This is a genomic window from Paenibacillus xylanexedens, from assembly GCF_007680605.1.
Classification (GTDB): domain Bacteria; phylum Bacillota; class Bacilli; order Paenibacillales; family Paenibacillaceae; genus Paenibacillus; species Paenibacillus xylanexedens_B.
Window position 1 is genome coordinate 136,604 of the sequence record NZ_VEIO01000007.1, and the last position, 13,646, is coordinate 150,249.

Below are 13,646 nucleotides of genomic sequence, written 5' to 3' on the forward strand. Positions count from 1 at the left end.
CCCTATTCGTTAAAAAATAAATGCTCTAATTTTTCCATCTCAGACATGTCTCTTTATGTTATCGAAATAATATTCCATATTTTTAATATAAATGGACAAAAAAGAGCAACGAACGGCTATCTTTCACCGCTCGTCGCTCTCCTTGATTCAATCAACCGCCATAAATACTGTAGGCGAAGTGATACACAATATCGGTCGTATTCACACTTGGACGACTCGTCACTCTGGCCAGCACAGCACAAAGATCATAATAATGTGTGAAGCTTATGGCTCCTGGCAAGTACTGACTGAGGCTGCCGGCGGAAGGAGGCAGGGACAACGTTGCAGTGAACTGCCCACTGCTGTTGGTCATGACTTTGGCACTGCGATAACGGTTGTTGCTGCTTTCAGACCAGGCATCATTCGCCCAGATAACCTCGACTTCCGCATTAGCAACGGCATAGTTATCGGAAGTAGCCGCAACCCCTGTCACCGTGAAGCTTGATCCCGTGATTCGGTAGTAGCGTCCATAGGCATAAGAAGGGTAATCATTGGGGCCGCCGTTGGAGTTGTAGCCCGTAATGACAATTTTGTCTGCACGTAATACAGGCTGCAAATGCAGTGAATAGTTGGTGTCAGAATACGTGTTGGTTGTATAGACCTTCAAATAATGAGTGCCCGTACCTAACGATACATTACCGTTCGTAGTTGGCATCAAGGCCATTCGATTGTTACTTAAAGCTCCGTACAATTCAGCTTTGTAACCATTTGCCGTTGAAGCTTGATCCAGCGTGATGCGCATCGCATCATAGTTTCTGCTCTCAGGAACGGTGATTTTGTACCAATCCTGATCAATCTCCGAATTTAATGAACGAGTAGCGAGTGTAGAGCCGCCAACAGCGACTGTAAGTGGGTAGGCCCGAAGCGCGTTCTCGTCTGTCTCGAAGGCATCATAAGTCGAGCTTGTGGAGACCGTCAGGGTAAACGGCTCGTTGATGCTAGCACCAACCTTGCCGTAGGCTTCAATTAAGTAGGCCTTGGCTCCGGAAGTGATATTTTTCGTGCCTACATTTTCAGACAACGTTCTGGACCCGTTACCGTAATTATTCAAATACGTCCCGTATATGGAGTAATCAATAGGGTTCGGATTCACTTCCCCGGTGGACATATCGAATTCATAGAGATATAGATCGTAATCAAGCTGTGCAGATGCGGGATTATCCATCTGTACTTGCAGAATATGCCCGGGTTGTACATAGATCGGATACAAGTAGCTGGAGGTGCCTTGCTCCTGGATGTAGCCAGTGTATGTAGTGGTCTCAGCTGCGGCTGTTGCGTTATCTGTATCCTCCGATTGCGGAGTAGCCAGCAAACGTTGTTGCTTATGTGTTTTGGAAGTGGCAGAAGTTTCATTCAGGTTGACCGTTTCCTTGAGCCGGTGTTCCTTCAATGGAGTGGAATCCAACTCGGTGGGAGCCTCGGTCAGCTCAGTGATAATCTCAGTGTCTGGCTGTATGACCTGTTCCGTAATGCGTGCCTCAGGGAATTCTTTTCCCTCAGAATCATTGTTAGCCGAAGCGCTGAAACTAAAAGCAAAGGTCAGAACTAGATTCATGACGATAAGCGTGGAGAGTGTCTTTTTCAAAGTGTAAACCCCTCTCTTCTTATAATTTTTTGCTACAATTCTATAATATACCAAATATATGCATTTGTTAAGTGATGAATATCATGGTAGTACAGGTAGTAGGTTCATCGACAAACATGGGTTTCTATGATAGGCTGGAAGCATCCCAAGGGCATTCTACTTTTCCAAGTAGAGTGCCTTGCTGTATATTATGGGAGTTTACATTTAATGGTTTTTAAAATGAAGCCGTGTGGAGGTGGTGATGCTATGTTTCTCTCTTTAGTCCCCGTAGGGGAATGTTGGATGATGGAAAGTGAACGTGTACAGAAAATCATAGAATACAGAGGAGCGAACATAGCATGACTACTTATATACAAGCGGAGACCCGTATCAAATTAAAGCCGTCCAGACTTCAGAATTTGCGCCAATCTGGCCGCCTGCCAGGTATTGTTTTTGGCAAAAATACAGAAAATGAGATGATTCATATCCCGTCGGTACCATTTCAAAAATGGTTGAACCAAGGTGCGTCCGGATTCATCGAGCTGCAATTCGAAGACAAGCCTTCACTTACCGTATTGCTGGAAGATCTGCAGCGTGATCCGGTTACACGAGATTTGATTCACGTCGATTTTCAGCAGGTACAGAACGATGAGGTGCTACGTACCAAAATCCCGGTCAAGTTCAACGGAACCCCGGAGGATGCGAAGTACGGTGGTGTTGTACAGATTCAGTTAGCTGCTATCGAAGTGGAGGCTCTACCTCGTCATTTGCCAACCGTGGTCGAGTTTGATATCAGTGCAATGAAAATTGGTCAAACCCTACATGTTGAGGATGCCGAGTTCGCACCGGAAGTAACGGTCATTTCCGAGGGCAACGAGTCACTTCTCTCTGTGATTAAACCTTAATGCTGTTCTTGGTGTTTTAAAAGTGTTTGAAAAGCTGCATGGGCTAAATGTCCATGCGGTTTGTTTTGGTTGGAGTCAGGAGTCAAAAATAAAATATTCCTCATCGATGGAAGGTGATACAGGAAATAAGATACAATACTATATATATGAAGTTTACGAACAAGGTGGTGAATATATGAAGGAATTGCATAGTCCAATGAATCGGAAGACCTATTACATATCTATGTTTTTAATGATCCTTCTAATGGCAGCCGGATTAGCCGTATCTACCGCAGAGCTTCAGGGTATTACCATCGGATATGTCATTCATTTGTTATGTGTTGTGACGATACCTGTATGTCTTCTCATTTACCCTAGATATGAAACGTTTGCATTTCGATTGAGCATTATTTTACTTGGGTTTGTCTATTTCTACACGCTAGCTTTGATCTATCCTCAGACGTGGACAACTTACATTATGATCTGTTTGCTTCCGGCACTCGCAATTCTGTTCTATGATTTCAAACTGTTTTATATCTCGCTCAGCCTGAATACAGTTATGCTGGTGGTTGTGACGACTTATATTCACATGCAAGATAATGTGTACAAGTATATACATATAGATTTGGCTGGTAATCTGATTAATATTATGGCGAGTCAACTGCTCCTGTTTCTCATTTTCTTTTTAACTTTTGATCGGATACGCAAACAGGAGCTATATTTGGAACAGGTACAACAATCCGAACGTCTCAAAATGGTTGCACATCTAACGGCAGCGGTTGCGCACGAAATCCGTAATCCGGTAACGGTGGTACGGGGATTCCTGCAATTGTATCAACAAAATCCGGCCTTCGATGCTGCAGATCGATCCAAGTTTGCGCTGATGATCGATGAGCTGAATACGGTGGAACAGGTGACCTCCCAATTTTTGTCCATCGCCAAACCGAACCGAGAAATATTGGTTGATGAGAAAGTAAATGTGCAAGAGGTGCTTGAGGGGGTAGCTAGCCTACTGGGCTCCTACGCCATGTTGTCCAATAAACATATCGATATCGAGATTGAAGAGGGCTGCACGATCTTCATGAATGCCGTTGAGTTTAAGCAGGTGATCATTAATCTGATCAAGAACGCTCTGGAAGCCTCGGATACGGGAGCCATGGTTCATGTAACAGCAAGACTTGTGAAGCAGAAGGTGGAGATCAAGATTGTGGATCAGGGGTGCGGGATGACGGAGGAGGAAGTTAAAGCTTTGGGGACCCCGTTTTACTCGCTGAAAACGAATGGTACGGGACTCGGGCTGATGATCTGCTTCAACATCGTGGAGAAGGTTAACGGAACGATTAAGTATGAGAGTGAGAAGGGAGTAGGTACGACGGTGATCCTGACGTTTCCGGCAACAGACCGCAGCTAAAGGGCAAGGAGAGTGTTAGATTTTTTGTTAAGAGGAATAAATAAAAGAAGAGTCCGAGCATAAATAGATTTAAAAAGTGAGTCAAGAAAGGCTGCCGAATGGCAGCCTTTTTCTGTTCCTGTTCTTACTCTTAGTCAACTCTGACCTCAGGAAAACGAAGGATAGCGCTCGCCGGCTGCAAACCCTTTTGGCGAGATTTGTTCGATCTCGGCCAGTTCTTCCGGTGTGATCGTGACCTGCAACGCACCAAGGTTCTCCTGCAACCGATCCAGACGTTTCGTACCAGGAATAGGTACAATTTGCTCCCCCTGCGCCAGCAGCCAGGCCAGAGCCAGTTGAGGCGTAGTACAGCCTTTTCGTGCGGCAAGCTGCTCAATCAGCCGAACGACCTCCAGATTTTTATTGAAATTATCTCCTTGGAAACGAGGGAAGAAGCGGCGGTAATCATCCGCAGGCAGATCATCAAACGTCCGAATTTGTCCAGTCAGGAATCCGCGTCCCAAGGGGCTATAGGGCACAAAACCGATACCCAGTTCATCCAGCACAGGCAAAACTTCATCCTCTACTTCGCGGCTCCATAGCGAGTATTCTGTTTCTACCGCCGTGATGGGGTGAATGGCATGTGCCCGCCGGATCTGATCCGCCGTGGCTTCCGAAAGACCGAGGAAGCGGACTTTACCTTCCTGCACAAGTTGAGCCATAGCGCCGACGGTCTCTTCAATGGGGACGTCCGGATCGACACGATGCTGATAGTACAAGTCGATGTAATCTGTGCCCAGTTGAAGCAGGCTGGAATCGATTGATTTTTTGACATACGCCGGGTGTCCGAGTACTTTCATGGTTGGAGATACGATGCCGAATTTGGTCGCCAGAATAGCTTGATCACGACGGCCTTTCAGAGCTCGGCCAACCAGCTGCTCGTTACCTCCGAACCGTCCTTGTTGCATGAAATGTTCCCCATATATATCAGCTGTGTCGAACAAGGTAACGCCTTGATCGAGTGCACCATGGATCGTGCGTATCGAATCCTCATTGTCAGGCATCATCATGGTACCAAGTCCCAGTGCGGATACCTCAAGTCCAAGTGAACCTAACTTTCTTTTCACCACTCCATTATTATTAAACTTCATCCGATCATCCCTCTTTTCCGCAAATTAGAGAATATAGTACCTTCATCGTTATGCTTAAGGCATGATTCCATTCTAATTCGGAGTTACTTCCCTAACCACAGCATGCTTATGCTAGTAACGGCAGTACCAGGATGGCATGATTCCGGTTGTCTTGTATAGGACTACGGTGGTAAATGAAGTGTAGATCAATCGATTTGTGATCGAAGAGGGCAAACGCTGTTTAAGATTCCTGTTCCTTGACTGGAGAATAGATGCACAGATGCAGATCCGGATGATCCAGCGTGAAGGATAACGAATTAATGTCATATGCGATAGCTTGTTCTTGGTCAGGCAGTCGGTAGTAAACGCGTGTAACCCTCTTTGCCTCTACGTGGTGCAACTCCCATAACGATGCAAATTCAGAACTTTCTTTGGAAAGATCGTCTACAAACTTGGGAAACCACGGATCATGTGTATATTTATCATAAGATGTACGGAATATGGCAACGGAATGTGCCGCCATCTCCTCCCAATTGATAAGTCGAGTCCGTATTTCCGGATCTGTAAATAAGCTAGACATCATGTTCCGTTGTTCTGGAGCACGTGAAGTGTAGTCCAATACGTATTTGTCGACAGCTGTGTTCCAGGCAAGCAGCTCGGCACGATCATTTGTGATAAACGCAGGAAACGCCATCTGATTCACAATATCCCGCCAAGGCTGAGTAATCTCCGAGGTAATTGGCGGTGCCATCTCAGGTTCATTACCATTCCATAGGCCGAGCAGATGAGTGTGCTCGTCGGGAGACAACTGGAGTGCCCGACCGATACTCTCGATCACTTCTCGGGAGACGGCTACCTCTCGACCCTGTTCCAAAAACGTATAATAGGTTGCGCTAACCCCTGCCAGTATGGCAACCTCTTCTCGGCGTAACCCAGGTGTCCGGCGTTGACCATGAGTCTTGGCGAGTCCTGCTTGCTCCGGTTGAAGCCGTGCGCGCCTTGATTTCAGATAATCTCCCAACGTTTTGGCACGCATGCTGTTCAAGTCCACAGGTGACAGATGTGCTGGTTGTGATAGGCCGTTCAGTTCAACCATGACGAGACCACCTCCTGAGCTCTTTTTATCCAAAATTGTATTGCTGATGATAACGTAAATAAACGTAAATCGTACGGAATTCTACGCTATCCGAACAGTATATGTTACTCCGTGCCCCAGCTATTATTATATCACTACTGTGTCCATAGTTACTGGCTCACAGCGTTTTCTGTGCTTACGGAATAGAGTAAGCATATGGGCTAGAATGTGAGAAAAATAGGAATGCGAGCATGAGGATGTTTATTCAATCTCCATCTCCTTCACCGTCTCGCCTTCCACCAGCTCAGGCTGATAGTAGGTTTGATCGGGAAGGTCTTTCTTTCCCTGCAACTTGCGGATAACCCAATCGGCAGCATCACGACCCATCTGCTCTTGGGGATGCGTGAGCGTGGTGAGTCTTATGTTGGCATTTTTGGCGATATATGAATTGTCCTGACCAATAATGGACAGCTCATCCGGGATCGAAATTCCGAGCTGGCGGCAAGCGTGCACCACTTCCAGTCCAACTTCATCGTTGTAACAAACAATCGCGGTGAGTGCTTCCCGATTTTCTTGCAGATATGCTGTCACGTTTGCGGATAGATCCGCTTTCGATGCGGTATCAAACGAGAGCACATGCTCGGGATGGAACCTCAGTTTTGCTTCCCCTAGTGCCTTGATATATCCCTTCATCCGGTATTTTCCTTGCAAATCATCCATCTTGGCAATAATCCCGATCTGGGTGTGGCCTTTGGAGATTAACTCCTTCGTGGCAAGATAACTGGACTGTACATCATCCAGACAGAAAAAGGGGACCTCTAACTCCTCATAAAAGGCATTGATCATCGCAAACGGCACATCCTGCTCTTTAAAGGACAGATAGTATGCTATATTCGGGTTGTACAGATTGCTTTTCGTCGGTTCAACAATCAGACCATCCACGCCGTAAGATAGCATCATCTCAAGTGCCTTTTTCTCTTGTGCTACATCATTATTCGTACTGGCGAGCAGTAGCGAATAGTTGTCCTCGTTCAGACGACGCTCGATACCGCGAATAATAGAAGGGAAAATATAGTCCGAGATATAGGTGGTAATGACCCCAATCGTCTTCTTGGAAGTGTTGCCGCCCGCTCGGGATCGGTACTGATTGCTGACATAGGTGCCCGAACCCTTTTCGCTGCGTAAAAAACCTTCGTTAGACAACTCCAAGATGGCCTTACGAACGGTCTGACGGCTCACGTTATAACTCTCCTGCAAGGCCAATTCAGTAGGAATCTGCACGCCGATGCTGTAAGTCCCGGACAGGATATGGCTCTTTATATCATCAATAATCACTTGGTATTTAGGTTTCAATTCGTCCACTTCTTTCGTTGTAACGTCTATATAAAAACTGAATTACAGGTTGTTGGTGCATTGCAATTTGATTACAAAATAACCTTCTATATTATTCAATCCATAGTATTTCAATGTATAAGTTATTAAATCAGCGCTTAAGTTGTACGTACATATTCTAGCATGATTTGCTTTGGTTGCAAGAAAAACCGTACATTTTGTTGGATGTTACGTACGACTGACTTCGATTTTGTCAGATTGAACCTTACATTTTAAAAGTAAAACGATTGAAAATACGTTGATATTACTGAATGTTTTGAAAAAGTTTTTCTTTGTGAGTATAACTTCGATATTTCATTGACAAATGTACGTACAAAAAATATACTAAGGCTGTCAGAACAGGAAAGCGCATTCTTGGAATGCTGAAATAGATTATAGCCACGAACGTAGGTGGTGGATTGCGCCTGACGAGGGTGCAGTTGGAATAGATGCCGTTCCACGGACGTAGATGGCGAGCAGAGAGGGGATATGCGGAAGTGACGAGTCATGTGGATGTGAAAGAAGCTATTGCTAAGGGCGCAACCTCACTTGGGATTGAGCTTGGATCAACGCGCATTAAAGCGGTATTGATTGATGAGCATTTTGAGACGATTGCCTCCGGCAGTTATGAATGGGAGAACCTGCTGAAAGACGGTTATTGGACGTACAATCAGGAGGATATCATCTCGGGTTTGCAGACAGCGTACCGCGAGTTGAAGCAGGATGTGCAGCAGAAGTATGGTGTGCCGCTGACGACTGTAGGTTCAATCGGCTTCTCGGCAATGATGCACGGATATATCGCGCTGGATCAGGCAGGGGAAATGCTTGTACCGTTCCGTACGTGGCGTAACTCAACGACAGGTGCAGCTGCACGCGAGCTGACCGAGCTGTTGCAGTTCAACATCCCTGAACGCTGGAGCATTGCCCATCTGTATCAGGCGATTTTGAACGGAGAGCAGCATGTACCTCAGATTGATTACCTGACTACGCTGGCGGGTTATATCCACTGGTTGCTGACTGGCAATAAGGCGATTGGGATCGGCGATGCATCGGGTATGTTCCCGATTGACGAGACAACGCATAATTACCACCCGGCAATGATCAACCAGTTCAATGAGCATATTGCTGACAAAGGTTATCCGTGGAAGGTTGAGGATGTGCTACCTAAAGTGTACCTCGCAGGTGAACATGCAGGTGCATTGACGGAAGCTGGAGCAAAACTGCTTGATCCGTCAGGAGAACTGGTAGCGGGGATTCCGCTCTGTGCTCCAGAGGGCGATGCAGGAACAGGTATGGTTGCCACGAACAGTGTACGCAAACGGACGGGGAACATCTCCGTGGGCACGTCAGTCTTTGCGATGATCGTTCTGGAGAAGGAATTGTCCAGCGTATACCCCGAGATTGATATGGTGACCACGCCGGATGGCAGTCCGGTCGGTATGGTACATGCCAATAACTGCTCCAGTGATTTGAATGCATGGATCGGATTGTTCCGCGAGTTCGCTCAGGCGATGGGCATCGAGGCCGATTCCGGCAAGCTGTTCAGCGTGTTGTTTAACAAGGCGCTTGAAGCCGACCCGGATGGGGGCGGATTGCTTAGCTACGGGTACTACTCCGGTGAAAATATTACAGGACTGGAGCATGGACGTCCGTTGTTCGTTCGCTCTCCAGAAAGCAAGTTTAACCTGGCGAATTTCATGCGTACGCATCTGTTCAGTGCCTTCGGCGCGCTCAAGATTGGTATGGATATCCTGACGGAGAAGGAGCAGGTGGCCATTGACAGCATTTTGGCGCATGGCGGTCTGTTTAAAACACCTGTGGTGGGACAGCGGATCGTAGCAGCGGCCATGAACGTTCCGGTATCGGTAATGTCTACCGCTGGTGAAGGCGGCGCGTGGGGTATGGCTTTGCTGGCTTCGTACCTGATTAATCAGGGTGAGCAAGAAACGCTGGATGTTTTCCTGGAGCAGAAGGTGTTCAAGAATGTCGAAGGGGTCGAAGTGGCACCGGAAGCCGCCGATGTGAAGGGATTTGAAGCATTTATCGAACGCTACCGGAGCGGACTTGCCATTGAACATGCCGCTGTAGAGCATCTGGTAGAGAACGGAGGAAACTAATCATGTTGGAGCAACTGAAACAAGAGGTATTTGAGGCCAATCTGGAGCTGCCGAAGCACGGACTGGTGAAGTTCACTTGGGGTAATGTGAGCGCGATTGATCGGGAAAGCGGTCTGTTCGTCATTAAACCAAGCGGAGTCGATTATGAAAAAATGAAAGCCAGCGACATGGTTGTCGTCGATCTCGACGGTAACGTGGTGGAAGGGGAGATGAGACCTTCCTCGGACACCGCAACCCATGCTGTCCTATATAAACACTACAAGGAAATTGGCGGCATCGTGCACACACACTCCACCTGGGCAACCATCTGGGCGCAAGCAGGCCTGGACGTACCTGTCATGGGAACGACTCACGCCGATACGTTCTACGGAGCCGTGCCATGTGCGCGTTTCCTGAACCAGGATGAGATTGATCGCGGATACGAAGCAGAGACGGGCCGTGTAATCATAGAAACGTTCGAGCAGCGCGGCCTGGATGTAATGGCGATTCCGGCAGTGCTTCTGCATGGTCACGCACCGTTTACATGGGGTAAAGACGCCAAGTCGGCTGTAGTGAACAGCGTTGTGCTGGAGGAAGTGTGCAAAATGAACCTGTATGCCCGCCAGCTGAACAACTTTGCCAAAGAGCTACCACAAGGCATTTTGGATAAACATTACCTGCGTAAACACGGCAAGGATGCATATTACGGCCAGAAGTAATCTGGAACTGTAGAGGTTGGGAAGCTGCAATCGCAGTGACCCGGTGTAACCAGCGATTGAAGATGGCAATGTCATCGATGTGGTCTGTTGTAACTACCCTGCCCGACCCGAAGTTGTATAGAACTTTTTTACACCATTAACGGAGAGTGCAGAACCAATCTGAAGAAGCGAAGCGCTCGCGTTTATCATCGGATTTCCCCCTTAAGAGGGGAATGGAAAGAAATCCGAGGATAACCAGTGATCGGAAGATGGTATTGCAATCGGAGTGTCCTGGTGTAACTACCCTGCCCGACCCGCAGTTGAAAAAAACTTTTTACACCATTTAACGGAGAGTGCAGAACCAATCTGAAGAAGCGAAGCGCTCGCGTTTATCATCGGATTTCCCCCTTAAGAAGGGGAGGAAGAGAAATCCGAGGATAACCAGCGATCGGAAGATGGTACTGCAATCGGAGTGACCCGGTGTAACTACCCTGCCCAACCCGAAGTTGTATAACCTTTTTACACCACTAACGGAGCAGACAGAAGAAAGCTGTAGAAGCGGAGCGTTCACCTTTATCACCGGATTTCCCCTTCATATAAGGGATTCAAAGAAATCTGGGATAACAGTGATCGAAAGATTATTCTGTCTGCGCAGTGTCCTGGTGTAACCTAATTTATCCAACTATAATCTAATGAAATGAGGATGATTCCATGTCAGCAACAGCAGCAAAAGAATTTTGGTTCGTTGTCGGTTCACAACATTTGTACGGTGAAGAAGCACTCGGTGAAGTTAAAGCGAACGCACAGAAAATTACGGATGCCCTGAACGCTAGCGGCGTACTCCCTTATCCACTCGTATTGCAAGATCTGGCTGTAACCGCAGACAAAATCACCAGCATCATGAAAGAAGTGAACTACCGCGACGAAGTAGCGGGTGTCATCACTTGGATGCATACTTTCTCTCCAGCAAAAATGTGGATTCGCGGTACGAAATTGCTGCAAAAGCCATTGCTTCACCTCGCAACGCAATATAACGAGAGCATTCCATGGGCAACCATCGACATGGACTTCATGAACCTGAACCAAGCGGCACACGGTGACCGTGAATATGGCTTCATTAATGCCCGTCTGAGAAAACAAAATAAAATTGTTGTGGGTTACTGGGAGCGTCCGGAAGTGCAGCAGCAGGTTGCAGACTGGATGGACGTAGCGGTGGCATACAACGAAAGCTTTAACATCAAAGTTGCCCGTTTCGGCGATAACATGCGTAACGTAGGGGTAACAGAAGGGGATAAAGTCGAAGCTCAAATCCAGTTTGGCTGGACAGTAGACTACTATGGCATTGGTGACCTCGTCGAGTACGTAAACGCTGTAACCGAGCAAGAGATCGATGAGTTGATCACGCAATATGCGGATTTGTATGAATTCGATTATGGCACCAACAGCAAAGAAGCATGGGAAGCTAGTGTACGTGTGCAAGCAAGCTATGAAATTGCGATCAAAAAGTTCCTGGATAACGGCGGTTACACAGCCTTCACAACGAACTTCGAAGACCTGCACGGCATGAAGCAGCTTCCGGGTCTGGCCGTACAACGCCTGATGGCTCAAGGCTACGGATTTGCGGGTGAAGGGGATTGGAAAACAGCGGCGCTGGATCGTTTGCTCAAAATTATGGCTCACAACGAAAACACGGGCTTCATGGAAGATTACACGTATGAAATGGCAGCCGGTCAAGAAGCGATTCTTCAATCTCACATGCTTGAAGTTGATCCGACACTGGCGAGCACTAAACCAAGAATCATCGTATCTCCACTGGGAATTGGCGATCGTGAAGACCCGGCTCGTCTCGTCTTTGACGGCAAAGCTGGCGAAGGTGTCGTGGTATCCATGGCAGACTTCGGTACACACTATAAATTGCTGATCAACGAAGTATCTGCCTTCGAACCAACCGTTCCGGCGCCAAATCTGCCAGTCGCTCGTGTGTTGTGGACGGTAAAACCGAACTTCCAAGACGGCGTTAAAGCTTGGATTGAGAATGGCGGCGGACACCACACGGTGGTATCTCTGAACCTGACGACAGATCAGATCATCACGTATGCAAAGCTGGTGAACTTGGAGTACGTTGTGATTAAATAGTCATACTCACTAACATGGAATCATCATTTTATAGTTCATTGATTATTAACGTAATTCTAACTGCAACCAATGAATCTCAGTTGTACTCTGTTCATGTCTGAAGTATGATCAGAGTATCAGAGATCAAGCTTAAAAGCATGTTCAACGTTAAAGCGAGCATCTGCTTGCCGTATAAAAGTGGAATTACAGAGGCCGAGAGTATATCTCGGCTCTTTGTTTTATTTTTCGATACATCATTCGATCCCAAGGAGGTTACCAAGATGACACATACATACGAAAGTCTTATCGCACAGCTAGAGGAATTAGGCATAGATCGTCACGGCACGTTGCTGATGCATTCTTCGATGAAGAGTATGGGGGAGGTGGAAGGCGGAGCAGATACCGTACTGGATGCGCTGAGTGATTATATGAAGGATGGGTTGCTCGTTTTGCCTACGCATACGTGGTCTACCATTAACAAAAGCAATCCATTGTTCCACGTGGAAACGTCTTCCTGTTGTGTGGGCATTCTGCCTGAGCTGTTCCGTAAACGTCCCAACGTTGTCCGTTCCTGGCATCCTACACACTCTGTAGCGGCATTAGGTAAGGACGCACAGGTGTTTACACAGGACGATCATCTCTTTGATACGCCATGTGCACGAGGTTCTGCATGGGGCAAGCTACTTGATCGCAAAGCGACAATTCTGCTGGTGGGGGTGGATTTGAAACGAAACACGTTTATTCATGGAATCGAGGAGTGGGTGGACATTCCGGGCAGAATGACCGATGAACATGAGATGCTGTATACCGTATTGCCAGATGGAACAAAAATTTCCGTACCTTCACGCAGACATTGCGGATTATCTTGGTCAGAGCACTTCTGGAAGGTGGATGAGGTGCTGGTTCAAGCAGGAGCGATGCACAAAGGAAGTTTCGGGGATGCTGTCGCAAGTGTCTGTGATGCAGCCAGAACAACCGAGGTGCTAACGGAGATGTTGAAGGAAAACCCGGATCTGTTCTCGGACAATGAGCCGTTGGCAGATTTGAAGTAAGTGGAATTGAAGCGTCGATATCAGGAACGAAAAGGGAGTCTGATTTTTGTGGGAAGTAAACGGTCCTCTAATGAATTGGATGGAAACAACGGACTAACTGAGGCGAGATACGAGCTTCAACTTCGTTTAATCGTTGCAGAGAAGCAGATTGCTACTAAAGAACCTTTGATGGATCATGAGCAAGTTATGGACAGATTGAAAAGAAAAATAGAAATAGCATGGACGTAGGAGA

Annotated in this window: 11 protein-coding genes; 7 read left to right on the plus strand and 4 right to left on the minus strand. The window is 47.1% G+C overall.

Going from position 1 to position 13,646, the window contains the following annotated elements; genetic code table 11:
- Window positions 1–151: 151 nt before the first annotated feature.
- Window positions 152–1,624: a hypothetical protein gene (locus tag FS818_RS23200; protein WP_145335111.1), complete on the minus strand. Its 1,473-nt coding sequence runs from the start codon at window positions 1,622–1,624 to the stop codon at window positions 152–154.
- Window positions 1,625–1,962: 338 nt separating this feature from the next.
- Here FS818_RS23200 and FS818_RS23205 point away from each other — a divergent pair, with 338 nt between their 5' ends.
- The gene (locus tag FS818_RS23205) at window positions 1,963–2,508 is read left to right on the plus strand and encodes a 50S ribosomal protein L25 (RefSeq protein ID WP_145335113.1); all 546 of its coding nucleotides are present in this window, start codon (window positions 1,963–1,965) and stop codon (window positions 2,506–2,508) included.
- 175 nt (window positions 2,509–2,683) lie between these two features.
- Window positions 2,684–3,898, plus strand: coding sequence for a sensor histidine kinase (locus FS818_RS23210; RefSeq protein WP_145335115.1), 1,215 nt, complete (start codon window positions 2,684–2,686; stop codon window positions 3,896–3,898).
- Window positions 3,899–4,044: 146 nt separating this feature from the next.
- Here FS818_RS23210 and FS818_RS23215 read toward each other — a convergent pair whose 3' ends face one another.
- From FS818_RS23215 to FS818_RS23225, 3 genes are all read right to left on the minus strand, one after another.
- Entirely contained in the window at window positions 4,045–5,007 is a 963-nt protein-coding gene (locus tag FS818_RS23215) for an aldo/keto reductase (protein ID WP_145335263.1), read from the minus strand.
- A 241-nt stretch (window positions 5,008–5,248) separates the two neighbouring features.
- Window positions 5,249–6,103 carry a helix-turn-helix transcriptional regulator gene (locus FS818_RS23220; protein WP_145335117.1) on the minus strand — a complete coding sequence of 285 codons (855 nt, stop codon included), beginning with the start codon at window positions 6,101–6,103 and terminating at the stop codon, window positions 5,249–5,251.
- Between the two features lie 240 nt (window positions 6,104–6,343).
- The gene (locus FS818_RS23225) at window positions 6,344–7,435 is read right to left on the minus strand and encodes a GntR family transcriptional regulator (RefSeq protein ID WP_145335119.1); all 1,092 of its coding nucleotides are present in this window, start codon (window positions 7,433–7,435) and stop codon (window positions 6,344–6,346) included.
- Window positions 7,436–7,950: 515 nt separating this feature from the next.
- On the opposite strand from FS818_RS23225, the gene FS818_RS23230 reads away from it, so the two are divergent.
- The 5 genes from FS818_RS23230 to FS818_RS23250 all read left to right on the plus strand — a co-directional run bounded on the left by FS818_RS23230 (window position 7,951) and on the right by FS818_RS23250 (window position 13,642).
- Window positions 7,951–9,570 (plus strand): xylulokinase, encoded by a 1,620-nt coding sequence (locus tag FS818_RS23230; RefSeq protein WP_260989953.1) that lies wholly within the window; start codon window positions 7,951–7,953, stop codon window positions 9,568–9,570.
- A 2-nt stretch (window positions 9,571–9,572) separates the two neighbouring features.
- Complete coding sequence (locus FS818_RS23235; RefSeq protein ID WP_090923505.1) at window positions 9,573–10,268, plus strand: L-ribulose-5-phosphate 4-epimerase; 696 nt, start codon at window positions 9,573–9,575, stop codon at window positions 10,266–10,268.
- 690 nt (window positions 10,269–10,958) lie between these two features.
- Window positions 10,959–12,383 (plus strand): L-arabinose isomerase, encoded by a 1,425-nt coding sequence (gene araA / locus FS818_RS23240; RefSeq protein WP_145335123.1) that lies wholly within the window; start codon window positions 10,959–10,961, stop codon window positions 12,381–12,383.
- A gap of 260 nt (window positions 12,384–12,643) precedes the next feature.
- Complete coding sequence (locus FS818_RS23245) at window positions 12,644–13,414, plus strand: AAC(3) family N-acetyltransferase (protein WP_145335125.1); 771 nt, start codon at window positions 12,644–12,646, stop codon at window positions 13,412–13,414.
- Between the two features lie 48 nt (window positions 13,415–13,462).
- Window positions 13,463–13,642: a hypothetical protein gene (locus FS818_RS23250; RefSeq protein WP_145335127.1), complete on the plus strand. Its 180-nt coding sequence runs from the start codon at window positions 13,463–13,465 to the stop codon at window positions 13,640–13,642.
- The last annotated feature ends 4 nt before the right edge of the window (window positions 13,643–13,646 follow it).

Coding starts and splice junctions, on each gene's coding strand:
- FS818_RS23220 (WP_145335117.1), bottom strand. CDS start 6,103: ATGGTTGAACTGAACGGCCTATCACAACCAGCACATCTGTCACCTGTG.
- FS818_RS23205 (WP_145335113.1), top strand. CDS start 1,963: ATGACTACTTATATACAAGCGGAGACCCGTATCAAATTAAAGCCGTCC.
- araA (WP_145335123.1), top strand. CDS start 10,959: ATGTCAGCAACAGCAGCAAAAGAATTTTGGTTCGTTGTCGGTTCACAA.
- FS818_RS23235 (WP_090923505.1), top strand. CDS start 9,573: ATGTTGGAGCAACTGAAACAAGAGGTATTTGAGGCCAATCTGGAGCTG.
- FS818_RS23210 (WP_145335115.1), top strand. CDS start 2,684: ATGAAGGAATTGCATAGTCCAATGAATCGGAAGACCTATTACATATCT.
- FS818_RS23245 (WP_145335125.1), top strand. CDS start 12,644: ATGACACATACATACGAAAGTCTTATCGCACAGCTAGAGGAATTAGGC.